28 protein-coding genes are annotated in these 24,366 nt (G+C 62.6%); 7 read left to right on the forward strand and 21 right to left on the reverse strand.

The features are described 5' to 3' along the window. Nucleotides 1-2 precede the first annotated feature (2 nt). The 5 genes from rpmD to rpsH are packed head-to-tail and all read right to left on the reverse strand — an operon-like array spanning nt 3 to nt 2,204. Entirely contained in the window at nt 3-188 is a 186-nt protein-coding gene (rpmD, locus tag Q4E25_RS06770) for a 50S ribosomal protein L30 (protein WP_042529338.1), read from the reverse strand. A 3-nt stretch (nt 189-191) separates the two neighbouring features. Next, entirely contained in the window at nt 192-824 is a 633-nt protein-coding gene (rpsE, locus tag Q4E25_RS06775; protein WP_303155534.1) for a 30S ribosomal protein S5, read from the reverse strand. A gap of 40 nt (nt 825-864) precedes the next feature. Beyond that, a complete protein-coding gene (rplR, locus tag Q4E25_RS06780; RefSeq protein WP_303155537.1) occupies nt 865-1,266 on the reverse strand; it encodes a 50S ribosomal protein L18 in 402 nt (133 codons plus the stop codon). A 3-nt stretch (nt 1,267-1,269) separates the two neighbouring features. Beyond that, on the reverse strand, nt 1,270-1,806 hold the full coding sequence (gene rplF, locus Q4E25_RS06785) for a 50S ribosomal protein L6 (protein WP_303155540.1): 537 nt from the start codon (nt 1,804-1,806) through the stop codon (nt 1,270-1,272). A gap of 14 nt (nt 1,807-1,820) precedes the next feature. Further along, nucleotides 1,821-2,204: a 30S ribosomal protein S8 gene (gene rpsH, locus Q4E25_RS06790; protein WP_303155542.1), complete on the reverse strand. Its 384-nt coding sequence runs from the start codon at nt 2,202-2,204 to the stop codon at nt 1,821-1,823. Between the two features lie 400 nt (nt 2,205-2,604). On the opposite strand from rpsH, the gene Q4E25_RS06795 reads away from it, so the two are divergent. Next, nucleotides 2,605-2,853 (forward strand): DUF6457 domain-containing protein, encoded by a 249-nt coding sequence (locus Q4E25_RS06795; RefSeq protein WP_303155543.1) that lies wholly within the window; start codon nt 2,605-2,607, stop codon nt 2,851-2,853. Beyond that, entirely contained in the window at nt 2,850-3,683 is an 834-nt protein-coding gene (fdhD, locus tag Q4E25_RS06800) for a formate dehydrogenase accessory sulfurtransferase FdhD (RefSeq protein WP_303155544.1), read from the forward strand. Before Q4E25_RS06795 ends, fdhD begins: the two co-directional genes overlap by 4 nt. Nucleotides 3,684-3,733: 50 nt before the next feature. Here the strand turns inward: fdhD and Q4E25_RS06805 are convergent, their stop codons facing one another. From Q4E25_RS06805 to rplN, 5 genes are all read right to left on the reverse strand, one after another. Next, the gene (locus Q4E25_RS06805) at nt 3,734-4,801 is read right to left on the reverse strand and encodes a pirin family protein (protein WP_303155547.1); all 1,068 of its coding nucleotides are present in this window, start codon (nt 4,799-4,801) and stop codon (nt 3,734-3,736) included. Between the two features lie 591 nt (nt 4,802-5,392). Then, nucleotides 5,393-6,178 carry a formate/nitrite transporter family protein gene (locus Q4E25_RS06810; RefSeq protein WP_303155549.1) on the reverse strand — a complete coding sequence of 262 codons (786 nt, stop codon included), beginning with the start codon at nt 6,176-6,178 and terminating at the stop codon, nt 5,393-5,395. A 244-nt stretch (nt 6,179-6,422) separates the two neighbouring features. Next, the gene (gene rplE / locus Q4E25_RS06815; protein WP_303155551.1) at nt 6,423-6,974 is read right to left on the reverse strand and encodes a 50S ribosomal protein L5; all 552 of its coding nucleotides are present in this window, start codon (nt 6,972-6,974) and stop codon (nt 6,423-6,425) included. 2 nt (nt 6,975-6,976) lie between these two features. Beyond that, on the reverse strand, nt 6,977-7,291 hold the full coding sequence (gene rplX / locus Q4E25_RS06820; RefSeq protein WP_303155554.1) for a 50S ribosomal protein L24: 315 nt from the start codon (nt 7,289-7,291) through the stop codon (nt 6,977-6,979). A 4-nt stretch (nt 7,292-7,295) separates the two neighbouring features. After that, complete coding sequence (rplN, locus tag Q4E25_RS06825) at nt 7,296-7,664, reverse strand: 50S ribosomal protein L14 (RefSeq protein WP_303155557.1); 369 nt, start codon at nt 7,662-7,664, stop codon at nt 7,296-7,298. Between the two features lie 675 nt (nt 7,665-8,339). Between rplN and Q4E25_RS06830 the strand changes: the two genes are divergently transcribed. From Q4E25_RS06830 to Q4E25_RS06850, 5 genes are all read left to right on the forward strand, one after another. After that, nucleotides 8,340-10,007, forward strand: coding sequence for a SpaH/EbpB family LPXTG-anchored major pilin (locus Q4E25_RS06830; protein ID WP_303155560.1), 1,668 nt, complete (start codon nt 8,340-8,342; stop codon nt 10,005-10,007). A 63-nt stretch (nt 10,008-10,070) separates the two neighbouring features. After that, nucleotides 10,071-10,982, forward strand: coding sequence for a class C sortase (locus tag Q4E25_RS06835; RefSeq protein WP_303155562.1), 912 nt, complete (start codon nt 10,071-10,073; stop codon nt 10,980-10,982). Further along, nucleotides 10,936-11,661, forward strand: coding sequence for an LPXTG cell wall anchor domain-containing protein (locus tag Q4E25_RS06840; protein ID WP_303155564.1), 726 nt, complete (start codon nt 10,936-10,938; stop codon nt 11,659-11,661). The genes Q4E25_RS06835 and Q4E25_RS06840 overlap by 47 nt, the downstream gene beginning before the upstream one ends. After that, nucleotides 11,658-17,882 (forward strand): DUF5979 domain-containing protein, encoded by a 6,225-nt coding sequence (locus Q4E25_RS06845; RefSeq protein ID WP_303155567.1) that lies wholly within the window; start codon nt 11,658-11,660, stop codon nt 17,880-17,882. Before Q4E25_RS06840 ends, Q4E25_RS06845 begins: the two co-directional genes overlap by 4 nt. 62 nt (nt 17,883-17,944) lie before the next feature. Beyond that, nucleotides 17,945-18,352 carry a multidrug transporter gene (locus Q4E25_RS06850; RefSeq protein ID WP_303155570.1) on the forward strand — a complete coding sequence of 136 codons (408 nt, stop codon included), beginning with the start codon at nt 17,945-17,947 and terminating at the stop codon, nt 18,350-18,352. 295 nt (nt 18,353-18,647) lie between these two features. Here Q4E25_RS06850 and rpsQ read toward each other — a convergent pair whose 3' ends face one another. The 11 genes from rpsQ to rpsJ are packed head-to-tail and all read right to left on the reverse strand — an operon-like array spanning nt 18,648 to nt 23,816. Continuing rightward, a complete protein-coding gene (rpsQ, locus tag Q4E25_RS06855; RefSeq protein ID WP_303155572.1) occupies nt 18,648-18,929 on the reverse strand; it encodes a 30S ribosomal protein S17 in 282 nt (93 codons plus the stop codon). 2 nt (nt 18,930-18,931) lie between these two features. After that, on the reverse strand, nt 18,932-19,162 hold the full coding sequence (gene rpmC, locus Q4E25_RS06860; RefSeq protein WP_237791507.1) for a 50S ribosomal protein L29: 231 nt from the start codon (nt 19,160-19,162) through the stop codon (nt 18,932-18,934). Further along, nucleotides 19,162-19,578, reverse strand: a complete 417-nt coding sequence (gene rplP / locus Q4E25_RS06865) for a 50S ribosomal protein L16 (RefSeq protein WP_303155578.1) — start codon at nt 19,576-19,578, stop codon at nt 19,162-19,164. Before rplP ends, rpmC begins: the two co-directional genes overlap by 1 nt. A gap of 3 nt (nt 19,579-19,581) precedes the next feature. Then, complete coding sequence (gene rpsC, locus Q4E25_RS06870) at nt 19,582-20,328, reverse strand: 30S ribosomal protein S3 (protein WP_303155580.1); 747 nt, start codon at nt 20,326-20,328, stop codon at nt 19,582-19,584. Further along, complete coding sequence (gene rplV, locus Q4E25_RS06875; protein ID WP_042529297.1) at nt 20,328-20,690, reverse strand: 50S ribosomal protein L22; 363 nt, start codon at nt 20,688-20,690, stop codon at nt 20,328-20,330. The genes rpsC and rplV overlap by 1 nt, the downstream gene beginning before the upstream one ends. A 3-nt stretch (nt 20,691-20,693) precedes the next feature. Continuing rightward, nucleotides 20,694-20,972, reverse strand: coding sequence for a 30S ribosomal protein S19 (rpsS, locus tag Q4E25_RS06880; RefSeq protein WP_010189646.1), 279 nt, complete (start codon nt 20,970-20,972; stop codon nt 20,694-20,696). A 13-nt stretch (nt 20,973-20,985) separates the two neighbouring features. Beyond that, nucleotides 20,986-21,822 carry a 50S ribosomal protein L2 gene (rplB, locus tag Q4E25_RS06885; protein WP_303155583.1) on the reverse strand — a complete coding sequence of 279 codons (837 nt, stop codon included), beginning with the start codon at nt 21,820-21,822 and terminating at the stop codon, nt 20,986-20,988. A gap of 35 nt (nt 21,823-21,857) precedes the next feature. Next, nucleotides 21,858-22,160, reverse strand: coding sequence for a 50S ribosomal protein L23 (rplW, locus tag Q4E25_RS06890; protein WP_303155584.1), 303 nt, complete (start codon nt 22,158-22,160; stop codon nt 21,858-21,860). Beyond that, the gene (gene rplD / locus Q4E25_RS06895) at nt 22,160-22,822 is read right to left on the reverse strand and encodes a 50S ribosomal protein L4 (RefSeq protein ID WP_303155587.1); all 663 of its coding nucleotides are present in this window, start codon (nt 22,820-22,822) and stop codon (nt 22,160-22,162) included. The genes rplW and rplD overlap by 1 nt, the downstream gene beginning before the upstream one ends. After that, complete coding sequence (rplC, locus tag Q4E25_RS06900) at nt 22,819-23,475, reverse strand: 50S ribosomal protein L3 (protein ID WP_303155590.1); 657 nt, start codon at nt 23,473-23,475, stop codon at nt 22,819-22,821. Before rplC ends, rplD begins: the two co-directional genes overlap by 4 nt. Nucleotides 23,476-23,510: 35 nt before the next feature. Further along, entirely contained in the window at nt 23,511-23,816 is a 306-nt protein-coding gene (gene rpsJ / locus Q4E25_RS06905; protein WP_003848085.1) for a 30S ribosomal protein S10, read from the reverse strand. Nucleotides 23,817-24,366: the final 550 nt, after the last annotated feature.

The following is a 24,366-nucleotide window of genomic DNA, read 5'->3' on the forward strand; positions in this document are numbered from 1 at the left end:
GTTTACTCCCCTGCCACTTCTTCAACGGTGACCAGGTGGCGCACCTTCTGAACCATGCCGCGGATGATCGGGGTGTCCTGCTTAACCACAGTGTGACCGATGCGCTTGAGGCCCAGGGCCTCGATGTTCTTGCGGTGGTTCGGCTTGGTGCCCACGAGGCCCTTAACCTGAGTAATCTTCAGAGCCATTGCTTATGCCTCCTGACCTGCGCGCTTACGCAGCATCTGGGCCGGTGCGACCTCCTCGAGGGACTTGCCGCGGCGAGCAGCAACTTCCTCGGGGCGAACCAGCTGCTTGAGGCCGTCCACGGTGGCGCGGACGACGTTGAGAGCGTTGTCGGAGCCCAGGGACTTCGACAGAATGTCCTGCACACCAGCGCACTCAAGCACCGGACGTGCAGCACCGCCGGCGATGACACCAGTACCCGGAGCGGCCGGCTTCATCATGACGATGCCAGCTGCGTCGCGACCCTCAACCGGGTGGGTGATGGTGCCAGCAATCATCGGGACGCGGAAGAAGTTCTTGCGAGCCTCCTCGGCACCTTTCTGGATTGCGGCCGGGACTTCCTTGGCCTTGCCGTAGCCGACGCCGACCATGCCCTGGCCGTCGCCCACCACGACGAGAGCGGTGAAGGACATGTTGCGGCCACCCTTAACGGTCTTGGAGACGCGGTTGATGGTGACTACGCGCTCGATGTACTTATCGCGCTCGTTGTCCTGCTGATTGCGACGATCGTTGCGACGACCGCCGTGGCGACCGCCGTTGTTGCGGTCGTTGTTCTTCTCGGCGGAGCGTCCGCCGTCACGCTGTTCACGGTCCGACATTAGGCGTTCCTTCCGTTGATGTTTCCGTTTGCCATGATCATTAGAACTTCAGACCACCTTCACGAGCGGCGTCGGCAAGAGCTGCCACGCGGCCGTGGTACTTGTAGCCTGCACGGTCGAAGACAACTGCCTCGATGCCAGCGGCCTTGGCGCGCTCAGCGATGAGCTCGCCGACCTTGGCGGCCTTTGCCTTCTTGTCGCCCTCAAGCGCGCGCACGTCAGCTTCCATGGAGGAAGCAGCGACCAGGGTGTGGCCGGCCAGGTCGTCGATGACCTGGACGTGCATGTGGCGGGAGGAGCGGTGGACAACCAGACGCGGTGCCTCAGGGGTGCCGCGCAGGGTCTTACGGATACGGAAGTGGCGGCGGGCACGTGCCTCGCGACGACGCGAGGAGATGTCCTTGCCAATCGGGGTGCGCTTTGCGTTCTCAGTGTTAGCCATTGCTTACTTACCCGTCTTTCCGACCTTGCGGCGGACCTGCTCGCCGTCGTAACGAATGCCCTTGCCCTTGTAAGGATCGTCCTTACGCAGGCGGCGGATGTACGCGGCAACCTGTCCGACCAGTTGCTTGTCAATACCAGAAACGGAGAGCTTGGTAGCGCCGTCCACAGCGAAGGTGATGCCCTCCGGAGCCTCGATGAGGATCGGGTGGGAGTAACCCAGGGAGAACTCGAGGTCCTTGCCCTTCTGCTGGACACGGTAGCCGACACCGAAGATTTCCATCTTCTTGGTGTAGCCCTCGGTCACGCCAACAACGGCGTTGTTGACGAGGGAGCGAGACAGGCCGTGCAGTGCGCGGTTCTTGCGGTCGTCGTTCGGGCGGGAGACCTTGATCTCGCCGTCCTCGACAGCCACGGTGATGGGCTCCGGAACCTCGACGGTCAGGGTGCCCTTAGCGCCCTTAACCTCAACGTCCTGGCCATTGATCTTGATTTCGACGCCGTTCGGGACGGCGATTGGTGCTAGACCGATACGAGACATGTGTCAATCCTCCCTTACCAGACGTAGGCGAGAACTTCTCCGCCTACACCCTTCTCCTGAGCCTGACGGTCGGTCAGCAGACCCTGAGACGTGGAGATGATAGCCACGCCCAGGCCGCCCAGGACCTTCGGCAGATTGGTGGACTTTGCGTACACACGCAGACCCGGCTTAGACACGCGGCGCAGACCGGACAGGGAGCGCTCGCGGTTGTTGTACTTCAGCTCAAGGGTCAGCTCGCGGCCCTCGACGGAGTAATCAGCGATGTAGCCTTCCTGCTTCAGGATCTCGGCAATGTTGGCCTTGATCTTGGAGGTCGGCATCGACACGGAGTCGTGGTGCGCGTGGTTAGCGTTGCGCACGCGCGACAGCATGTCGGCGATAGGATCAGTCATGGTCATGGATGTGACCGTTACCTTTCTCGTTGCGGTTCCCTGTGTTTCTCCTAAGGACAACGTGCGATTCCTTAGGGCAACGTGCGATGCGCCAGCATCGCACCCACCAAAGCGTTTTCCGTGTGATTTCGGGCTACTCACGCTCCCCACGGTCAGTACCGTGAGGCGCTCGCCACCCTTTGATTCAGACAACGGTCCGCTATCTACGGCGGGGGGCCTACAACAAAGTTGATGTGTTCAATTCTTACGCGGCTTGACACTTTCTGCAGTTCAGGGCGCCAACTCCCGGGCGTGATTGCCTCCGGAAATAGGCATGCTGGAACCTCAGCGCAAGTCCGTCGACTGACTCTACCGCCTCAGCTGCGGTTTTCCAAACTCGTCGCAGGTCGCGCGCTAGAGTGGCACCATGACTGAATCTGCTGATCCCATCCGCACCGCACACCAGTGGCTTGAGGAGGCCGCAGAGATCCTCGGGGTGGAGCCCGCTGAGGCCACCGCGCTCATCCGCGAGCTGCTTGATCTCACCAAGGACGTCGCCCACACCCAATCCCGCCCGGCCGCGCCCTTAACCGCCTACCTCGTGGGGCTTGCCTCCCAGGACAGCGACTCCGCCCGGGAGAGCATCACCAAGCTCAAGGAGGCGCTGAACAAGTGAGTGGGCGCGTCAATGCCACGTTCGCGGTGACCAAGGTGCGCCTCGATGACACCGGCGGCGTGGCACAGGTGGATACCCGCGGGGACGTCGTGGCCGGCGAGGAGCCGCTGGAGATCCGCGTGGGCGGCACCACCATCACCACCACGATGCGCACCCCGGGCCACGACGTCGAGCTGGCCCACGGCTTCCTCCACTCGGAGGGCCACATCGCCCGGCTTAGCGACGTCTCCGAGGCCCGCTACTGCGCCGGCTCCACCGTGGATGGGAAAAACACCTACAACCTGCTGGACGTGGACTTGGCCACCCACATTCCACTGAGCATCCAGGACGTGCGGCTGACCACGACCACCTCCGCCTGCGGGGTGTGCGGCACCTCCTCCATTGAGGAGCTCACCAAGCGCAGCCGGTACGAGATTCCCCACATCCCCATCGACCCGCAGGTGGTAGCCGCGCTGCCGGGGAAGCTGCGCGCTGAGCAAAAGCAGTTCCGCAAGACTGGCGGCATCCACGCCGCGGGCGCATTTACCCTCGACGGCAAGCCTGTGGTCATCCGCGAGGACATCGGCCGCCACAACGCCGCGGACAAGGTCATTGGCCACCTGCTCATGGAGGACCGCCTGCCGGCCAGCGATCTCATCCTCGTGATGAGTTCTCGTGCCAGCTTCGAGCTGGTGCAGAAGGCCGCCATGGCCGGTTTCGGCATGCTGGTCGCTGTCTCCGCCGCCTCCTCCCTGGCCGTGGAGACCGCCCGCGAGACCGGCATGGCGCTGGTGGGTTTTGCCCGCGGGGATCGCTTCAATATCTACTCGGGTGAGCTGGCTACGCCCTAGGCCCGAATTGTGAAGGCCTCGCCTCCAGCATGAGGGACGAGCCTCCGGCCTTAGGGTCGAGCCTCCGGCGCCGGGTTCTTGCGGGGACGAATCACCGCATTAGGCAAGGTGGGCGCCGGCAGCCAGGCCATGCCCTGAGCGTTGCGGTCAGGCCCGCCCTTGCCCACGTAGCCCTCGACCTTGCCGAAGCGCTCGGTGCGCTCATTCCACTCTTCGCGCAGCGCGCGGATCTCCTCGTCGCTGCGCGCGATGAAGTTCCACCACATGACAATTTCCTCCCCGAAGGGCGTGCCACCCAGCAGCATCGCGCGGGCGGGCTCGGCACCGGTGTTCTCAAGGTGCAGGGTGCGGGCCCCGCAGCCGGTATAGCCCAAGGCCGCGCGCTCGATGGAGATGCCTTCAAGGGTGAGCTCGCCGGCATCGAGAAGCAGAGCGTGCTCAAAGTCCGGATTGACCTCAAGCTCCACGCGGGCCCCGGGCTCGAGGGTGAGCTCCGCGCCGAGAACCGGGCTGAAGGACTCCACGGGGCTGCGGGAGCCCGCGCATTCACCCAAGAAGACCAGGATGCTGCCCGCCTGCTCCCCGTTCTCATCGCGCAGCGGGGTACGCGGCGGAACGTAGTGCTCAAAGGCGCGCGAGGCGTGGTTGCGGGCGGAATCGGGAAGTGCGAGCCACAGCTGCACGCCGTGCAGGATGGTGGTGGCCTCTGTGGAAACCTCACTGTGGCAGATGCCTGCACCGGCGGTCATGAGGTTGACCTCGCCGGGGCGCACCAAGCCGGTGTGCCCGCCGGAATCGTGGTGCTCGATCTCGCCGGAGAAAAGCCAGCTCACCGTCTGCAGCCCGGTGTGCGGGTGCGGTGCGACGTCCATGCCACCGGTGACGGAGACATCATCCGGCCCGTAGTGGTCCACGAAGCACCAGGGCCCCACCATCGAGCGCTTCCTCTGCGGCAGCGTGCGCCGCACTGTCATCGCCCGCGGGCCGCCCAGGGGAACCTCGCGGGAGGTGATGATTTCTACTGGCACGAATTCACCGTGTGCCAAGTGCCTACCTGCCACGGTGCTGGGCTCGCCGCCGCAAACGTGCTCTTCGCTGTGCGCTTCCATGTTGCTCATGGCTACAGCATAGGCAAGGAAGGCTGGGTTGTTGGCCCGGTGCGGGCTTCCCTGTCCCAGGCAGCCCCAGCCATATGTGCACTCACGCCCTCAATCGAAGGTTCCGGTTTTCAGCGCATTCCCGTTAAGCGCCTTTCCTGCGCCCCGTTTCACAGCCCGGCCCCACGGGGCCGGGATGCCAACAGGATTCGACTTTCCTCACCACACATCGGCCGAATCCGCCCGGATCCCCGGCCAATGTAGTGAGGAAAGGTCAACATTCTTCACCGCCATCACCGCACAGGCTCTGGCGCGGACTCCTCCGGCGGGGAAGTTTCCCTCAGCCGGGCCGCAGCGGGAACAACGTGCAGCAGAGCGGGCAGCCCCGGGCACGGTACGTTTTGACGAGAAAGCGGGTTGTGGGAACGTTTGCACACGCCGATGTTTGCGAAAACGTACCGCGGCTGAGGCGAAAATGCGGCTGCGGGACGCGGGCGAAGCGCACGGGCGAAGAGAAAGAAGAGAAAACCGAAAAAGCGGCCCGGATAGAATCCAGGCCGCCTCGTGGCTTAGGCAGCGCCAGAACGCGCCGCGTGAAGGGAGGGAGAAGGTTTAGTCGCGGTACGCCTCCGGGCCCTTGTTGAGCCAAGCGTAGACGCCGCCGATGAGCAGGCCACCGCCGATGAAGTTACCAATCCACACCAACACCCAGTTGAGCAGGGTGTTGCCCACGGTAAGAGCGGCCGGTAGCGGATCGGAGCCGAAGAAGGTGAGGGAGAACAGGCAGAAGTTCGCAATGACGTGCTCCAGGCCCAGGCCAACGAAGGCGCCGATAATTGGCAGGATAACGAAGAACTTGGAGACGATATCCTTGGCAAAGATGGCGCCAACGATGCCCATGTTGACCACGAAGTTCGCGGCGATGCCCTCGACGAGCATGCCCTGCGGGGACTTGGTCAGCTTGCCCTCAGACAGCGTGACCAGAAGGTGCGTGGGATCCATGTTGGCGAACTTGGCGGACATGCCCATGATGGCGGCGAAGATGACCGCGCCCACCAGGTTGAAGATGGTGGTAATGAGCAGCAAATAGAAGGCCTTGCCCCAGGAGACCTTCTTGTTCACTGCGCCGTAGACCATGTACATCATGTTGCCGGTGGCTAGGTCGGCACCGAGGATGAGGATGGCAAAAAGGCCAAGGCCGAAGAGCAGGGCGAAGACGACGCCACCCAGGCCCGAAGCAACGCCTTCGACGGCATTGCCCACCACGCCGGCAAAGGCGGTGCCGATGCACAGGTAGACACCGGCGAGAGTCGAACGCACGGCGAAGCGGCCAAAGGACTGGTCAAGGAGAGTGACCTTCTTATTGACGGCAGCTGCCGCGGAATCGTTGAGAGACACGTGTTATTCCTTCTAGTAGCAGGTGTATCCGCGATAACGCTACTCCTTTGACCGAAGCAGCGCCAAAGTTTGGCAAGAATAACTGCACCGCACACCCGGTTTTCTTAAGATCCGGGCGCCTAAGCAGGCCCGACGTTGAGCAGAGCCTGAACGGCAGGCGCGAGACAGCAAAGACAAACCCCGCTGCCGCGCCCGAGACGTTGACTGGGCGCAGCAGCGGGGCTGCGAAAGCTAAGCCGCTAGCTTACTTGAAGGGGAAGCCGAGCTCCTTGAGGAGGCGGCGGCCTTCGTCGTCGTTGGTAGCGGTGGTCACGACAGTGATGTCCATGCCGCGCGGGCGGTCAACCTTGTCGATGTCGATCTCGTAGAACATGGTCTGCTCGCTGAGGCCGAAGGTGTAGTTGCCGTGGCCGTCGAACTGGCGGTCAGACAGACCGCGGAAGTCGCGAATACGCGGCAGAGCGATGGTCAGCAGGCGGTCCAGGAACTCCCACATGCGGTCGCCACGCAGGGTGACGCGGGCGCCGATGGGCATGCCCTCACGCAGCTTGAAGTTAGCGATGGACTTCTTAGCGCGACGCAACTGCGGCTTCTGGCCGGTGATTGCGGTGAGATCCTCGAGGGCGCCGTTGATCAGCTTGGAATCACGTGCAGCCTCGCCAACACCCATGTTGACGACGATCTTGGTGATGCCCGGGATCTGCATGACGTTGTCGTACTTGAACTCGTCGTTCAGAGTCTTACGGATTTCCTCGCGGTAGCGGGTCTTCAGACGCGGAGTGTAGTTCTCGCTCATGATTAGATGTCCTTCCCGTTGCTACGTGCGATGCGGACCTTCTTGCCGTTCTCATCGAAACGGTAGCCCACGCGGGTCGGGTTGCCCTCGGAGTCAACGATGGCCACGTTGGACACGTGGATCGGAGCTTCCTGGGTCACGATTCCGCCGGACTCGGCGCCACGCTCGGTAGCGGAGTTAGCAACATGCTTCTTAACGCGGTTAACGCCCTCAACGAGGACCTTTTCGCGAGACGGGTATGCCTCGATGACCTTGCCCTTCGCGCCCTTATCCGGACCCGAAATGACGATCACCATATCGCCCTTATGAATCTTCATAGGACTAGATCACCTCCGGTGCGAGAGAAACGATCTTCATGAACTTCTTGTCACGAAGCTCGCGGGCAACCGGGCCGAAGATGCGGGTACCGCGCGGCTCGTTGTCACCCTTCAGAATGACAGCTGCGTTCTCATCAAAAGCGATGTAGGAACCGTCCGGACGACGGGTCTCCTTCTTAGCGCGAACGACGACAGCCTTGACGATGTCGCCTTCCTTCACGTTGCCGCCGGGAGCGGCATCCTTGACAGTGGCGACGATGACGTCACCGATGCCAGCGAAGCGTCGGACAGAGCCGCCGAGAACGCGGATGCACAGGATTTCACGTGCACCAGAGTTGTCGGCGACGCGCAGACGCGATTCTTGCTGAATCACTATGGGTCTCCTGACCTGGTTTTATGTGCGACAAGATTTCCGGCCTTGCCACACGCGGTCTACTTGCTTGCGTAGTGAAAAGCTCTGCAACGAACGCGCCTGAAACTTGAAGCTTCAGGCTGTCGAGGGGTCTCGGGGCCGCGGTTCGGAAACGCACCGCTGACGCCGACCGGCTTGACACAACTAACCCATCGAACCACATCCGCTGCGAAATGCCAAAACCCCATCGCCGGCCCATTCCCCACCCAGCCGGAGAGGGGCGCACGACGATGAGCCCCGTAAGGGCCAGGAGCCGACCGCCGAGGAGAAAGGCCGCTTCCGAGCAGATGCTGGCTGAGAACAAGGACGCCGTGCTTGAGCAGGGCTGCTAGCTTGCCGACGCCCCGGGCGCCACCATCGCGGACGTGCCTCATATAGGCGTTAAATGCTGCGAAAATCCCCCATAAAGGGCGGGAAACCTCCTAAGTTTCCCGCCCTTTATGCACGCCCGCACTCGCAAAGCGCCTGCCAGGCCCATTGTTTTGGCTCGGAGCGGAGAAAATCCGCTGGCAGATGACCCTTTCAGCACTCTTTAAGAGTTGCCTTAGAACATTCCAATAATTACGCTAGACAGGAAAGCAATTTAAGAGTTCTCCCTGCGCACCGCGCTCCTCATCCCCTGAAAGCTGAGCCTCCATGACCACACGTGCTGTCCGTTCCCTGATCGCTTCACTCGCCGCGACCTCGCTTCTCATCGGCGGAGTAAGCGCCGCGCCGAGCGCTGTGTCTCAGCAGACCCCGCCCGCCAACGCCGTCACCCAGGGCATCCCCGCCACCGGCAACCTGCACATCCACAAGGTGCTGGGCCTGCCGCAGGGCGCCCAGTCTAACGGTACGGAAATGACCGTCGATGGTGAGAAGGGCGTGGGCATCACCTTCAACGTCTCACGCGTGAGCAACGCCGACGGCCCCATCGACCTGACCACGCAGGACGGCTGGAAGGCCATCTCCGGCATCCAGCTGCAGGAGAACGGCGCGCTGCCGAATGGCTTCACCAAGGGGGAGACCAAGAACGCTGAGACCGGCACCGACGGCTCCGCCAACTTTGACAACCTCGCCGCCGGCCTCTACCTCGTGGAGGAGCCTTCCAACCAGCTGGACGCCAACGGCAAGGCCGTGACCCCGTCTGCGCCCTTCCTGGTCACCGTGCCGATGACCAACCCGGATGGCAATGGCTGGCTGGACACCGTGCACATCTACCCCAAGAACCAGGTCACTGAGGCCCCCACCAAGAAGATCAACCAGATCATCGACAACAACACGGGCGCCGGTCTGCACGTGGGTGACTCCATCCAGTACCAGGTTGATTCCACCGTCCCGGTGATTTCCAAGCCCACCGAGGGCGCAGACGGCAAGCTCGAGCCGGGCACCGCTCTGCCGGATGCCTTCACCATCACCGATAAGCTGCCGGCAGCGCTGGGCCAGCCCACCAACATCAAGGTCACCTTCGGTGGCACCGAGCTGCAGCAGGGCGATTTCACCACCACTTCCTATCAGGTAGATGACCGCTGGGTCCTGCGCGTGCAGATTGACCCGAACACTCTGAACGCCGGAAATGCCGTCGAGGCCAAGCAGGTCTCCGTCACCTTCGACGCCCCGGTGGAAAGTATTCCGCAGACCCTCGACAACGTCGCCTGGGCCCTGCCGGATGAGATCACGGACCCTGAGCCCTGGGATCCGGAGAACCCCGGTAACACCCAGCCGGGCACCAACCCAGGTACCTCCACCGGCGGCGATAAGGACACCGTCCCGGCAACGCTGAACTTTGCCGACATCGCGGTCAACAAGACTGATGCCGCCAATGACCAGACCAAGCTGGCCGGCGCCGAGTTCCAGCTGCACCGCTGCGACGCCAACGGCAAGGTGGTCGGCGACGCCATCACGCTGGGCACCGGCGATCAGGCCAAGGATAAGTGGACCACCTCGGACCAGGGCTCCTTGGTCATCAAGGATCTCGCCTACAACACCAAGGCTTCTGATGGCACCACTACCGACATCTGGAAGACCTTCCAGGGCTTCGAAAACTCCACCCAGTTCTGCCTGGTGGAGACCAAGGCCCCGGCCGGCTACGCGCTGTCCTCGGCGCCGGTGCTGCTGACGTTCACGGACCCGGTTGCCAACGACAACCAAGATACTGAGGTCAACGAGACCCGCTACAACGCCACCGCGGACATCCAGAATGCCAAGACCAGCGGCATCCTGGACCGCCTGCCGCTCACCGGTGGCGCGGGTATCTGGCTCATCATCGCACTCGGCCTGGCTCTGGCCGCCATCAGCATCGCCCTGTCGCGCAAGAAGGCCTAACGGCCCCGGCGCGGCCGGCGTGACACGACGAAGCACACACCAACCCAAGGGAGAGGATGCACCATGAGCACCGCCAGTGATGCTAACTCCTCCCCGCAGGAGGTAGAGAGCACCCGCGGCCGCGCCCGCAGCATCCTCTCTATCGTGTTGCTCATCGCCAGCCTGCTGGTTCTGCTCTATCCGGTGGTCACCACCTACTACCAGAACCAGAAGCAGGCTGACATCGCGGACGCCTACCGCAACTCCACCATCCAGGGCAAGGATTTCTCCGAGCTCATCGAGGCGGCACACGCCTACAACGCCGAGAGCGCCGGAGCGCCCATCCTGGACCCGTGGCTTGCGCGCGTGGCCAAGAATAACCGGCCCTACCAGGATTATCTGGAGCAGCTCAACGTCACGGGGAACCCTAAAGACCCCATGGGTGTCATCGCTATCCCCAGCATCAAGGTCAAGCTTCCCGTGTACCACGGCACCGAGCCGGACGTTCTGGAGCGCGGCATCGGCCACCTCTACGGCTCCTCCCTGCCGGTGGGTGGCGAGGGCATGCACTCCGTGCTCACCGCGCACACCGGGCTGGCGCATGCCACGCTTTTCGACGACCTCGATGAAGTCGTCACCGGTGACCGTATCTACCTCAACGTGGCCGGCCAGCAGATGACCTACGAGGTGGACAAGATTGAAACCGTCCTGCCCACCGAAATCTCTTCCCTACAGCCAGTTCCCGGCAAGGATCTTCTCACCCTGATTACCTGTACCCCCTACGGCATCAATTCCCACCGCCTCCTCGTGCACGCCCACCGCGTGCCCAACGATGACGCCGCTGCCCGCGACGCCTTCAACGGCGGATCGAGCATCCAGTGGTGGATGCTCCTGGTGCTCGCGCTCATTGTCTTGATTGTCATTGCCTACTTTGCCCGGAGGAGGATGAATGCGCACCACGCCCCTCGCCACCGCAGCACTCGTTCTGCTGCTTAGCGCTGCTCCTGCCTCGGCCACGATGATCAACGTCGAGCTGGACCCCGGAAACCCCTACGACGATATCCCCCAGATCAACGTCGACGACGTGCCCATTGTGCTTATCGACGCCGCCGGTCACCGCACCACCCTGCGCACCGTCGGCGGCGCCGTGGATTTCGGCGACGTCGCCGACGGCCACTACACCCTGACCTTCCCCGAGAACCCCGAGTACAAGACGGTGGAGTTCTCAGTTCCCGTCATCGATCCGCAGACCGGCAAGGAACTGCCGGGTGTGCGGGTTTATCCCAAGCACGAAAGCGGCAGTGGTGACGGTAACGGTGAGGGCGACGGTAACAACGGCTCTGGCGGCAGCGGCAACAACGGTGATGCGCCGAGCACCCCGATCATTCCGCCGTGGGCTGAGCCTACCTACCCCGGTCAGCCGAGCACGACTGCCCCGGGCACTCCCTCTTCCCCAGCGCAGCCGCCTGCCTCCTCGCAGGCGCAGGCTCCAGGGCCACAGCCGGACTCGCCGCGCTGGCCGGGCTTCTTGGCCTCCACCGGCGCCAACGTGTGGTGGCTGATCGCAGGGGCGGTCCTGGCCATCCTGGCGGGCCTTGGCCTGCTGGGCGGTGGCAGACGGCGGGAGAGCCACAACACGCAAGAAGACTCGATGCAGACAGGAGATGAACAATGACACACTTTCAAGCGCTCAGCGCACGAGTGATGGCGTTGCTCGCTGTCTTCATCGTCTGCGTGGCCACGGTGGCGGTTGCCCTGCCGCTTGCCACGGAGTCCGCGCCGACTGCAGAGGCACAACAGGATCCACCGAACAACGAGGACCTCGATCCCTGGAAGAAGCCAGCTAGCGGTACCTGCGGTACTTCGACAGCCGTGGTGATCGATAGCTCTTACAACGGCTGGTACCAGTACCTTCACTTTGGTCCTGCCGAGTACCCTCAAATTTTCACGCAGATGCTCCAGCCGGGGCTCGAGAGCTTGCTGCAGCTTGACCCGAGCGCCAACGTGGGTATTTATACCTATGACACGGTGTCCCCCGCAGAAAGTGCTAAGGCGGGTAATCTGAGCGAAACCCCAATTGCAGATCCCAACAACCCTGGCCAGCTCAACCCGACGGTGCTCAACAGGCTTAAGGATAACGGCCGCCGCGCGGACATCGCCTCCCACAACATGCACGCCGGCCTGCTCGCAGTGCTTGAGGATGTCAATAAGGGCGCCCGCTATGACCAGGTCATGGTGCTCTCCGAGTGGGGCCCTACCGCGATGCTCAATCCGGATGGAACTGTCAACGACGGTAACCGCGTCTACGGCGTTGGCCAACAGGAGCTCGATGCCACTAAGGGCGTCATCAGGCAGCTGGCCGCCAAGGGTGTACAGGTCATCCCCGTTGGTTTCGGTACTCAGTTCGACCCGAACTCCAAGGGCACCTCGGTTCCAGGCAACTACGAGCAAAATCCTAAGGACGCCAACCCCCTCAAGGGTGATTCTTATGGCTTCAAGATTTTCCAGCCCGATGGCTCGGCGCCCTACTATTTGACCGGCCCGAACCTCCTAAAGGAGCTGACCTCGGCGTCGATCTCACCCAATAATTACTACGGCGTCTGGGTTCCGAATAATCCGGAGATTCTCACCACGAACACGGGCCGTAAGGGCCAGAAACTGAGCATCACGGACTTTCTCAGCCCCTGCCTTTCTGCCAGCCTCAACGTAGTGGATAAGGACCAGAAGCTGCTTGAGCGCGTGACCGGGCGCGACGTTGAAATCGTCCCCGATCCCGCCAAGTCCTACAAGGCCACGGTCACCACGAATGCCGCGGACGGCTTTGCCCGTGAATCTGTTCCCAGCCTGCAACCTACCTCGCAGGCCACGATGACCTACACTCTCAACGAACCGCTGGAGATGCACGCGGATGTCCAGTGCTTCGCGCAGTACCCGGGGTGGGGTGCGTGGCTTGAAGTGGGAGATGAGAAGGTCACCCAAGAAGGCAACAAGCTCACCGTGAGCTTCACACGTGAATTGGACTGGGCCTATCATTGCTCCTTCATGCTCAGAGAAACCACCCAACTATCAGTGACCAAGCTCGTGCAGGCCAACGAGGCCGTCAACAACGAGGTCGGCGCGGAGGCCTACGGGCAATTCCACTTTGCCTACCGCTGCGAGGACACCTCGGCGCCCTACTCGCAAGATGAGCCCTTCACACTGGAGGGCACCATCTCCCCGGCCTTTGCTGAAGGATCCCAGCTGGCTGGTGACTACGAGGGCGACGTCGCCCTACCCCACACCATCGACAAGCGCATCCCCGTCGGGGCCAGCTGCACCGTCACCGAGGTAGAGCCGCGTACTCGGTCCGGGTACTTCTCCAGCGCCACCAACTGGGAGCTCAACGGCAAGCAGGTCCCGGGAGAGATCAGCAGTACTGTCCCTGACGGCGGGTACCAGTGGTTCGTCGACAAGCAGCTACAGCCCTACTCGCCGCAGAACGCCGATAAAAACCCGCAGACCACCTTCGAGGCCCAGCCCGCCCAGCGCGGCGGCAACATCGCCCTGAAGGCCACCAACGTTTATGACTCGCCCCAGGTGACCCAAAAGGTCAACGTCACCGTGGACAACGCCGAGGTCTTCCGCGGCGGCAGCACTGATCTCGCCCCGAAGTCCGTGTGGGTGAACTACCGCTGCCGCTACATCCCCAACGCGGCAAACCGGCCAGAGGCCTCAGAGAACCCCGACCAGTTCCCCGTCTTCATCCCCAGCGGCGGCGAGAACCCCATCGAGGTCCCGCTGGCAGAATCCAACGGCACGCTCAGCGGTAGCGTCACCCTGGGTTCCTTCCCGGTGGGTACGCAGTGCCTCTACGAGGTCACCGGCAAGCCGAGTGCAGACGGCTCCTCTGCGGAGCCCATCGCCAAGGGCTTCACGCTGGCCAAGCCGCAGTGGTCCTCCCAGGCCTGCATGAAAAACAACGACCCCAACCTTGGCGATACCTCCCTGGGCTACACCGAGACCCCGCGCGAGTGCCCGGCCAACTATTCCTACGCCTACCCGGAGCTCAACCAGAACGGTGAAGACCTCACCATGGCTGCGGATCTCACCTTCCGCCGCAACCTGCGCCAGGTGGACGTGTACAAGGAGCTCGCGGGCCAAGCAGGCGCCGAATTCGACGGCAGGGACTTCCCGGTCACCGTGACCTGCACCCAGGCAGGCGATAACACCTGGCAGCTCTTCGGTCCGAAGGACTTTGTCATCAACTCCGCCAAGCCGCTCGAGGTGGCGGATGTGCCCGTCGAATCCGAGTGCCACATTGAGGAGAAAATGCCCGAGGGCTTCGACTCCGAAAGCTATGAGTTCACCCTGCCGGATCCCGTCACTGTCGCCGTCCCGGCACCTGAGGCCGTCGCGGCCTCCGCTGCGGCTCCCGTTGAGGCCACGGTGAAGAACACCATCGAGGACAACTACGGTCAGCTCACGTTGAACTACGAGGTCAACACCGACAACGTTGACGTGAGCAACCCCAACGACCTCACCGCCGTGGACGGCACCGTCACTGCCATGTGCACACTGCCCGACGGTGAAAACCTCACCCTGAACAAGACCATGAGCCACGGTGACTTCTGGGAGGTCCTGCCAGAGGAGGGCTATAGCCAGCGCTACGACGCCACCCAGGGCCTGCCGGTGGGCACCAAGTGCGCCATCGGCGTGACCACCACCGAGGACCTTGAGGCCCTCAACGTCGAGCAGAAGCCCGGCACCACGCTGCAGTACGCGGAATACACCGTGCGCGAAGGTGCCAATGACTTAAGCGTGCAGCTCGTGCTCGATGAGCCGGCCAAGGTCTTGGAAGTTGCGTTCTCCCGCGCCCCACTGCAGGCTCCCGACGCCGCCACCTACATGCCGCGCGAGTACACGGTGGACTACATGTGCATTCCTAACGACGGGTCCGCCCCCAACGTGGGCCAGGAAACCGTCTACGCCTCGGCTGCCGACGGCCCTCAATCCATCTTCGTAGACAACGTCCGCGGCGGCGAGAACTGCACGGTCACTGTGGAAGAAGGCAGCGCCGACAAGCCCTACACGGACGTCTTCTCCCGCGAGGTTCTCTTCACCGCTGGGCCTCCCAGCAATAAGGAGGAGACCATCACCGCAGGCGGCCCGGCGAGCTTCGATCTGACTATTGGGCCGGGCAACCAGAGTGAGCTGATCCAAGCCCAATTCACCTACCGGCCTATTCTGGCGGAGCTCAACGTGTCCAAGGCGCTCAACGTCACCCAGGATGGCCAACCGCTGAGCCCGGATGATCCCGTCTACCGAGCCGTGTTCAAGGACCCCACGTTTAGGTCCTCGGTGGTGTGCACCCGCAACGAGAAGATGCTGCTGCAGACCGCCGTGCAGTTCGGCCCCGCCGCACCGGCCATCCTCAAGGTTCCCGCCGGCAGTGAGTGCACGCTCACCGAGACTCCCCGCACGACTGTCTCCACCGGCGCGCCGGAGGTGAGCGTGGACGTTGAGGGCACCACGACCCAGGGCAACGAAGCCACCCTGCAGGTAGGCACCGGCACGGGCGCCACCGCGCCGGCTGTCACGGTGACCAACTCCTATGACGTCAAGACTGGTTCGCTGCATGTGAAGAAGAAGGTCGATGGCACCGGTGTGGCCACTGTCTCCGGGGACAAGCAATTCCCGGTGGCCTGGACTTGCACTCTCAACGGAGTGGAAGTCTCCCGCGGCGAGTTCAGCATGGGCCGCTTTACCTCGGCCGTCGACAGGGCCATCGAAGAGATCCCGCTGGGCGCAGCCTGCCGCCTGAGCGAGGACCCCGCCAAGGTCAAAGACCCCGAGTCCATCGATCCGAACAACCAGGGCGATGCCTATTACTCCAAGTGGAGCACTCGCTGGGCCGTTGACGAGAGCGAGACCGGCTTCGAAACAGAGAAGCGCTGCACGGATGTCGACGAATGCGCTGTGCTCCCGGATACCCCGAATAGCGCTGAGTACTCCATTCTCTCCCCTGGCTTCAACTACACCGCCATTTTGTGGAACACCTACGATTACCTCACTGTTCCGGTGGGCGTGAGCAAGTTCCTGGATGAAGCCCAAGGCCAGAAGCTGGCGCAGAACACTGATCTTGCTCCGGCCTCGGGCACGCTGCGTTGCACCCACCCCTCCTTTGCGGGACTGGCCCCAGACCACCCGTTCATCGCCGATCCCACGCGCACCGCCACGGTGAAGTTCCCGCAGGGCGGCGGTCAGGGCGCGCTGACCTACGCTTCGCAGTCCGCCACTGGCGGCTCCTCTCAGGTCACCAGCGAAACCATGTCCGTGCCCGCCAACTTCGTGTGTACCTTCGTGGAGGACGAGCCACAAACGCAGTTCTCCGTGGCCGGTGCGAACGGCACCCGCATCGCCGTGGGCAGCACGGTGGACACCAGCTTCGCCACGGAAACAGTGAACAACGGCGCGGCCCCGCAGCCAGGTACCACCCCCTCCCCCATCGAGGGCAAGCGCGGGGCGACGTTCACCGTGGACAGCGAGCTAGTGCGGGATAACACCGCCCTCGCCGGTGACGCTGCGGGCGACCGCCAGACCCTGATGGTCACCAACGCTTACACGCTGGATACCGCGAGCATTACCGCGGAGTTCCACACGCAGCGCGTCGGCGCCGGCGACGTCTCCGAGTGGCTACCAAATACCCTCAAGCCCACAGTGCGGTGTACCGATCCACTGTTGGGTATCCGCGAGGAAAAGACCCTAGAGCTAGACGAGGGCGCCGCCGCCACCACGGTGGGTGACTACACCGTCGGCACCTCCTGCGAGGTCACCTCCCATGCCGAGGACTTGATTGGAGATCAGAGCTTCATCAACGTCGGCGGCCTGGCGGTACACACGCGCGGCAACGAATACGAGGCCCTTATCTCCCGCGTGCCGGTCACCACTGATCTCCACGTCCAGCCGCTGCGGCCTGGCTCTGACCGTGTCATTCTCGCGCCCACCTACACTGTGCTGCAGGTGGCACCCGCGGTGTCCAAGACCTTCACTGGGTATAAGGCCTCAGAGGTGGTCACCGACGCCGACAGCTTCGACTTCAACTACGAGTGCACCTTTGACAACCTCGTCGACGGCCAGCCCGAGCCCTTCGCTCCGCGTGGAACGTTTAGTATGAGCCAGCTAGCGGGCAACTGGGCCGCGCCCAGCACTATGCCCCAGGGCTCCGAGTGCGTCATCACGGAGCAGGCCCCGCCGAAGGACGTGCAGGACCGGCTCGACGCAGAGAACCTGCGCATGACGCCCTACTACACCACCTTGAGCGATGGCGGCGAGGAGTTCATCCACGCCCTCGGCGCCGACGGCGTCACCCTCAACGAGGACATGCCGCTAGCCGCCATCACCAACGGCATCTACCGCAACGATGCCGAGGTCCAGGTGCAGAAGGTCCAGGCGGATCTCACCACCGCCCTGGGTGGCGCGGAATTCTCCATCTACCACGCCGCTGAGGACGGCTCCGTGGGTGAGAAGGTCTCTGACATGACCACCGTGGCCGGCACCGCCGGCGAAGTGAGCAACACGTTTACCACCCGCCTGGAGCCGGGCACCTACTTCCTCGTGGAGACCAAGGCCGGCGAGGGCGCGTCCCTCCTGCCGGGCGCGTGGAAGTTCACGGTGGCTGCGGCCAACGATCCCTCCTTCGCGGACCTGCAGATTTCCATCAAGGGCCTGACGGAGAACTCCGGTCTTATCACCCTGGTGGATGCAGAGCCCGAGGCCAACAAGCCGGCCATCATCCAGGTGGCCAACGTGGCACAGGGCAAGCTTCCGCTCACAGGCAGCAGGGCCTTGGTGCTCTGGCTTGGTGCTGGCCTCGCGCTGGCAGCAGCGGCACTGTGGCTGAGGAAGCGCAAGAACTAGCAGCGGGCCACAGCGCCGCGCGGGAAACCGCATAGCGCCTCCGACTTGGAGAGAATAGAGCTATGCGTTTCTACCCCGCGCGTGCCCTTGCCGTGCACGCAGTTCTGTTTATCCTCGTGCTCCTGGCCTTCGTGTGGCCGGTGATCTTTGGCCAGTCGGCGCTGCTTCCAGTCCCCTTCTCCGGCGTCCTGAGCATCCTCGTTGCGCTCGCCCTGCTTGGCGACGCCTCCTACAAAGCCTTCGCCCCCACCCAACGGCCCAGCCGTGGCCTGCGGCTGCTCAGCGCGATTGCGGCGGTGGCTCTCCTGGTGGGCTGGGCCGTGTGGCTCTACATCTACGGCAATTTTGACAGCGCCGGCACCGTGGCCTACCGCGTCGGTACCTTCTGTCTTTCCGTGGGCGCGGTGCTCAATCTCTTCTGCGTGGCCATCTCTACGCTGGACCTGCTCAACCGCCCACCCCGCGCTTAACTCGCACACCCGACCCGCTCTGGCGGCAGCCCACCGCGCCAAACACACCAGGCCGAACACACCGCGCCTGACTTTCACGCCCGCGGTACGTTTTCGCGGCTAAGCCTCAACAAACCTCGCTTTTCGGGCGCTTCCCCGCAAAAACGTACCGCCGCTCCGCCGACCACGGTGCTGCTGACGCTGTCCGCCCTTCCGTCCGGCAAGCAAAACACAAGAAGACCTCACCCGAAGAATCGGATGAGGTCTTCTCTGCTGTGTAATGAGGGCAAGCCCTCACAGGCTTAGCCTGACAGGCTTACTTAGCCTTCTCCACGATCTCGACGAGACGGAAGTGCTTGTCCTTGGACAGCGGGCGGGTCTCGGCGATGAGAACGCGGTCACCGATACCGGCGATCTCGTTCTCGTCGTGTGCCTTCACCTTGGAGTTGGAGCGCATGATCTTGCCGTACAGGGCGTGCTGCTTGCGGTCCTCAAGCTCCACGACGATGGTCTTGTTCATCTTGTCGGACACAACAACACCGATGCGGGTCTTGCGGGCGCCCTTTTCCTTCTTAACGTTCACGTTAGCCTCACTCATGATTAAGCCTCAGCTCCCGGAGCAACGGACAGGCCCAGCTCGCGCTCGCGCAGAACGGTGTAGATGCGGGCGATGTCGCGCTTAACCGTGCCGATGCGGCGGTTGTTGGTCAGCTGGCCAGTGGCCTTCTGGAAGCGAAGGTTGAAGAGCTCTTCCTTCGCGTCCTTCAGGCGGGACTCCAGCTCAGCGTTGTCAAGCTCACGAAACTCGTGTGCGGGGGTACCGGTTGCCATTAGAACTGGTCCTCCTTCTTGATGATGCGGACCTTGCAAGGAAGCTTCTGACCTGCACGGCGCAGAGCCTCAATTGCGGTGGCCTCGTTCGGGTAGGACATCTCGAAGAGGATGCGGCCCGGCTTCACGTTGGCCACCCACTTCTCAACCGGGCCCTTACCGGAACCCATACGCACGCCGAGCGGCTTCTGGGTCAGCGGACGGTCCGGGAAGATGTTGATCCACACCTTGCCACCACGCTTGACGTGGCGGTTGATGGCAATACGTGCGGCCTCAATCTGACGGTTGGTGATGTAGGCCGGCTCCAGAGCCTGGATGGCGTAATCACCGAAGTTGATGCGGTTACCGCCCTTGGACACACCCGAACGCGTCGGGCGGTGCTGGCGACGGTACTTAACGCGCTTAGGAATCAGCATGGATTAGCCCTCCTGCTTCTGCTGTGCGCGCTGACGACGCTGGCCACCACGGCGCGGACGACCACCACGGTCGCCACGGCCACGGCCCTGCGCCGGAGCGTTCAGTTCGGACTCGCGGACGCCACCGACAACGTCACCCTTGTAGATCCACACCTTGATGCCGATGCGGCCGAAGGTGGTGTGGGCCTCTGCGGTGCCGTAGTCGATCTCAGCACGAAGGGTGTGCAGCGGCACGCGACCCTCGTGGTAGCGCTCGGTGCGGGACATCTCAGCGCCGCCGAGACGGCCGGACAGGAGGATCTTAATACCCTTGACCTGCGGCTGACGCATAGCGGACTGGATGGCCTTGCGCATCGCGCGGCGGAAAGCAACACGGTTAACGAGCTGCTCAGCGACCGACTGTGCAACCAGGGTTGCGTTGGCGTCGATCTGCTTGACCTCGAGAATGTTGAGGGCGACCATCTTGCCGGTGAGCTTCTCCAGCTCGCGGCGGATGCGGTCAGCCTCAGCACCGCGGCGGCCAATCACGATGCCCGGGCGGGCGGTGTGAATGTCCACGCGGACGCGGTCGCGGGTGCGCTCGATGACGACGTCGGCAATGCCGGCGCGCTCGAGGCCGTTCTCCAGGTACTGACGAATCTTGATGTCTTCGGCTACGTAGTTCGCGTAGTCCTTATCGGCGAACCAGTGGGTCTTCCAGTCGGAAGTGATGCCCAAACGTAGGCCGTGAGGATGGATCTTCTGGCCCATTACTTGGCCCCTTCCTTCTGGCTCTCGACAACCACGGTGATGTGGCTGGTGCGCTTACGAATCATGAATGCTCGGCCCTGTGCGCGCGGCTGGAAGCGGCGCATGGTCGGACCCTCGTTGGCGTATGCCTCGGAGATGACCAGGGTGCGCGGGTCGAGACCGAAGTTGTTCTCGGCGTTGGCGGCTGCGGAAGCAACGACCTTAGCGACCGGCTTAGCAGCGCCCTGCGGAGCGTACTTCAGGATTGCAAGAGCTTCAGCAACGGACTTGCCGCGAACCAGGTCGATGACGCGACGTGCCTTCATCGGGGTAACGCGGACGTAGCGGGCCGTTGCGGATGCGGAGGTGATGGTGTCACTCATCGCTTATCGACGTCCCTTCTTATCGTCCTTGACGTGACCCTTAAAGGTCTTGGTTGGTGCGAACTCACCGAGCTTGTGGCCAACCATGGAATCCTCCACGAACACCGGCACGTGCTTGCGGCCGTCGTGGACGGCGAAAGTGTGACCGATAAAGTCCGGGAGAATGGTCGAACGGCGAGACCAGGTCTTGATGACCTGCTTGGTGCCGGCCTCGTTCTGAGCATCTACCTTGTTGAGGAGGTGCTCATCGACGAACGGGCCCTTCTTCAGGCTGCGTGGCATTGTTTACCTCCTCTTAGCGCTTCTTGTTCGGGCGACGACGGCGCACGATCATGTTGTTCGAGTAACGGTTCGGGTTGCGGGTGCGACCCTCCTTGTGGCCCCACGGGGACACCGGGTGACGGCCACCAGAGGTCTTACCCTCACCACCACCGTGCGGGTGGTCGACCGGGTTCATGACGACACCGCGGACAGTCGGGCGGACGCCCTTCCAGCGCATACGGCCGGCCTTGCCCCAGCGGATGTTCATCTGGTCGGCGTTGCCAACCTCACCCACGGTGGCGCGGCAACGGATGTCGACGCGGCGGATTTCGGTGGAGGGCATACGCAGGACTGCGTACTTGCCTTCCTTACCCAGCAGCTGGATGGAGGCACCAGCGGAGCGGGCCAGCTTAGCGCCAGCGCCCGGCTTGAGCTCCACAGCGTGGATGGTGGTACCGGTCGGGATGTTGCGCAGCGGCAGGTTGTTGCCCACCTTGATATCTGCGTTAGCACCGGACTCGACGACCATGCCCTGCTTCAGGCCCTTGGGGGCGATGATGTAGCGCTTCTCGCCGTCTGCGTAGTGCAGCAGGGCGATGTTGGCGGTACGGTTCGGGTCGTACTCAATGTGAGCGACCTTTGCGGGGATGCCGTCCTTGTCGGTACGGCGGAAGTCGATGAGACGGTAACGGCGCTTGTGGCCACCGCCGATGTGGCGGGTGGTGATGCGGCCGTAGTTGTTACGACCACCGGTCTTGCTCAGCGGGCGCAGCAGGGACTTCTCCGGAGTAGATCGGGTGATCTCCTCAAACATAGAAACGGAGGATGCGCGGCGACCCGGAGTTGTCGGCTTGTACTTACGAATAGCCATAATTCTTCCTTATCCTTTCAACTCTTCGGTGGCGATTAAGCGCCGCCGCCAAAGACGTCGATGGAGTCGCTGCCTTCACGAAGCGTCACGTAGGCGCGCTTGGTGGACTTACGCTGACCGAAGCCGGTGCGGGTGCGCTTGCGCTTGCCTGCACGGTTCACGGTGTTCACGGAGTCGACCTTCACGCCGAAGATCTGCTCGACGGCATCTTTAATCTGGGTCTTGTTGGAGTCCGTGGAGACGTAGAACGTGTAGACGTTCTGCTCCATCAGGCCATAAGACTTCTCGGACACGACGGGAGCGATGATGACATCGCGCGGGTCTACGACCTTAGCCATTACTTCTCCTCCTTAGCTTCCTCGTTCGCGCCCTGGGCACGAGCGACGAAGGTGTGCAGAGCCTCCACGGAGAACACGACGTCGTCCGAGTACAGGACGTCGTAGGTGTTCAGCTGGCCAGCGTCCAGGATCTGAACGTTGGGCAGGTTGTTGGCGCTGCGGCGAGCGTTAATGTCCTCGCGGCCGATAACCAGAAGCACGTTCTTGCGCTCGGTCAGGCGCTCGATGAAAGCCTTAGCCGCCTTGGTGGACGGGGTCTGGCCCGGGACGAGCTCTTCGATAACGTGGATGCGCTCGTTGCGAGCGCGGTCAGACAGCGCACCGAAGAGAGCAGCCTTGATCATCTTCTTGGGGGTGCGCTGAGCGTAGTCGCGCGGAACCGGGCCGTGAGAAATGCCGCCGCCGGTGTAGTGCGGAGCGCGGATGGAGCCCTGGCGTGCGCGGCCAGTGCCCTTCTGACGGAACGGCTTGCGACCACCGCCGCGGACCTCGCCGCGGGTCTTGGCCTTGTGGGTGCCCTGACGTGCTGCAGCAAGCTGAGCGTTGACAACCTGGTGCATCAAAGCGATGGATGCCTCGGTGTCAAAAATCTCGGCCGGCAGCTCGACGGAACCATTGGTCTTGCCGTCAGCGGTCTGGACGTCTAGCTTGAGGTTGCTCATGCGTGTGCACCGCCCTTCACTGCGGTCTTAACGGTGACGAGGCCACCGCGCGCACCCGGGATAGCACCCTTGATGAGCAGCAGGTTGGACTCGGCATCGATCTTCTGAATCTTCAGGTTCTGGGTGGTCACGCGGTCCTGGCCCATGCGGCCAGCCATGCGCTTACCCTTGAAGACGCGGCCCGGGAAGGATGCGCCACCAATGCCACCAACGCGGCGGTGTGCAGCCTGGTTACCGTGGGCAGCGCCCTGTCCACGGAAGTTGTGGCGCTTCATGGCGCCAGCGTATCCGTGGCCCTTGGAGGTGCCGGTGACGTCAACGAAGGTCACGCCCTCGAAGATGTCCACCTTGACCTCCTGGCCGACCTCGTATGCAGAGGTGTCATCCATGCGGATCTCTGCAACGTGGCGACGCGGGGTCACGCCAGCCTTCTTGAAGTGACCAGCGGCCGGCTTGTTGGCCTTGCGCGGGTCGATCTCGCCGAAGGCGATCTGGATGGCGTTGTAGCCATCGGTTTCTGCGGTACGGATCTGGGTAACCACGCACGGCCCAGCCTCGACGACGGTCACCGGCACAACGCGGTTCTCCTCGTCGAAGACCTGGGTCATGCCGAGCTTGGTGCCCAGAATGCCCTTGATCTCGTTTTCACTCATTGTTAGTTCTCCACCAAATACGTTGTGTCGATCGCTTACTGGATATTCACGTCGACGCTTGCCGGAAGGTCGATGCGCATCAGAGCGTCAACGGTCTTCGGGGTCGGGTCGAGAATGTCGATGAGGCGCTTGTGAGTGCGCATCTCGAAGTGCTCGCGAGAGTCCTTGTACTTGTGGGGAGAACGAATAACGGCGTATACGTTCTTCTCGGTTGGGAGCGGCACCGGGCCGACAACACGAGCACCCGTACGGGTCACGGTCTCGACGATCTTCTTAGCAGAAGCGTCGATGGCCTCGTGGTCGTAGGCCTTCAGCCGAATGCGGATCTTCTGTCCCGCCACGCTTATCCTCTTCCTCGCTTCCCCACTTTCACATTCCCGGCCTATCCGGGGCGTGAAGCGGTGGGAAATTGCTTCTCGATTTCTCTATAACGTTGTCCGGGCTTGGGGCCTAGCACAACGCCAGTGGTCTGACTGTCATGACAACCAAGAGCGCAACCTGGCAAATGCACAAGTGCAGCACTCATGACGGGGTACAAGGCCCGTAGTCATATCAAGTCGAAAGAAGACGGGGCGGTCACAGGTGTCACCACTGTCTTTTTCGTATACTGCCGCTGTTTATTTGCCATGCCCCTTCTCCGGTTCATCATCTCGGGATGTCACTGCTCAAGTCGCGGACCTAGCCCGATCAGATGACCTTCTCGCCTCACCCTGAAAGGATGCGACAGCGAAGGTGTCATGTTCGCTTTACCAGCAATAACGCCGTCTCCACATCCGTGGCTCGCTACGTCACTGTGTTAAAGCAACCTCTGTATTTAAGCACGTCGCGGCGTATTTTCCAAACTTCTTTCCCAACCGTGCCCAAGATCACGTTTTGGCCACGTTTCGCGCC

The sequence above is a fragment of the Corynebacterium sp. genome (assembly GCF_030532325.1).
Taxonomy (GTDB): Bacteria; Actinomycetota; Actinomycetes; order Mycobacteriales; family Mycobacteriaceae; genus Corynebacterium.

Bases quoted from the DNA above. Each gene is read 5' to 3' on its own strand.
- rpmD (WP_042529338.1), bottom strand. From the start codon at position 188: ATGGCTCTGAAGATTACTCAGGTTAAGGGCCTCGTGGGCACCAAGCCG.
- rpsE (WP_303155534.1), bottom strand. From the start codon at position 824: ATGTCGGACCGTGAACAGCGTGACGGCGGACGCTCCGCCGAGAAGAAC.
- rplR (WP_303155537.1), bottom strand. From the start codon at position 1,266: ATGGCTAACACTGAGAACGCAAAGCGCACCCCGATTGGCAAGGACATC.
- rplF (WP_303155540.1), bottom strand. From the start codon at position 1,806: ATGTCTCGTATCGGTCTAGCACCAATCGCCGTCCCGAACGGCGTCGAA.
- rpsH (WP_303155542.1), bottom strand. From the start codon at position 2,204: ATGACCATGACTGATCCTATCGCCGACATGCTGTCGCGCGTGCGCAAC.
- Q4E25_RS06795 (WP_303155543.1), top strand. From the start codon at position 2,605: ATGACTGAATCTGCTGATCCCATCCGCACCGCACACCAGTGGCTTGAG.
- Q4E25_RS06805 (WP_303155547.1), bottom strand. From the start codon at position 4,801: ATGAGCAACATGGAAGCGCACAGCGAAGAGCACGTTTGCGGCGGCGAG.
- rplE (WP_303155551.1), bottom strand. From the start codon at position 6,974: ATGAGCGAGAACTACACTCCGCGTCTGAAGACCCGCTACCGCGAGGAA.
- rplX (WP_303155554.1), bottom strand. From the start codon at position 7,291: ATGAAGATTCATAAGGGCGATATGGTGATCGTCATTTCGGGTCCGGAT.
- Q4E25_RS06830 (WP_303155560.1), top strand. From the start codon at position 8,340: ATGACCACACGTGCTGTCCGTTCCCTGATCGCTTCACTCGCCGCGACC.
- Q4E25_RS06835 (WP_303155562.1), top strand. From the start codon at position 10,071: ATGAGCACCGCCAGTGATGCTAACTCCTCCCCGCAGGAGGTAGAGAGC.
- Q4E25_RS06840 (WP_303155564.1), top strand. From the start codon at position 10,936: ATGCGCACCACGCCCCTCGCCACCGCAGCACTCGTTCTGCTGCTTAGC.
- Q4E25_RS06845 (WP_303155567.1), top strand. From the start codon at position 11,658: ATGACACACTTTCAAGCGCTCAGCGCACGAGTGATGGCGTTGCTCGCT.
- Q4E25_RS06850 (WP_303155570.1), top strand. From the start codon at position 17,945: ATGCGTTTCTACCCCGCGCGTGCCCTTGCCGTGCACGCAGTTCTGTTT.
- rpsQ (WP_303155572.1), bottom strand. From the start codon at position 18,929: ATGAGTGAGGCTAACGTGAACGTTAAGAAGGAAAAGGGCGCCCGCAAG.
- rpmC (WP_237791507.1), bottom strand. From the start codon at position 19,162: ATGGCAACCGGTACCCCCGCACACGAGTTTCGTGAGCTTGACAACGCT.
- rplP (WP_303155578.1), bottom strand. From the start codon at position 19,578: ATGCTGATTCCTAAGCGCGTTAAGTACCGTCGCCAGCACCGCCCGACG.
- rpsC (WP_303155580.1), bottom strand. From the start codon at position 20,328: ATGGGCCAGAAGATCCATCCTCACGGCCTACGTTTGGGCATCACTTCC.
- rplV (WP_042529297.1), bottom strand. From the start codon at position 20,690: ATGAGTGACACCATCACCTCCGCATCCGCAACGGCCCGCTACGTCCGC.
- rpsS (WP_010189646.1), bottom strand. From the start codon at position 20,972: ATGCCACGCAGCCTGAAGAAGGGCCCGTTCGTCGATGAGCACCTCCTC.
- rplB (WP_303155583.1), bottom strand. From the start codon at position 21,822: ATGGCTATTCGTAAGTACAAGCCGACAACTCCGGGTCGCCGCGCATCC.
- rplW (WP_303155584.1), bottom strand. From the start codon at position 22,160: ATGGCTAAGGTCGTAGACCCGCGCGATGTCATCATCGCTCCCGTCGTG.
- rplD (WP_303155587.1), bottom strand. From the start codon at position 22,822: ATGAGCAACCTCAAGCTAGACGTCCAGACCGCTGACGGCAAGACCAAT.
- rplC (WP_303155590.1), bottom strand. From the start codon at position 23,475: ATGAGTGAAAACGAGATCAAGGGCATTCTGGGCACCAAGCTCGGCATG.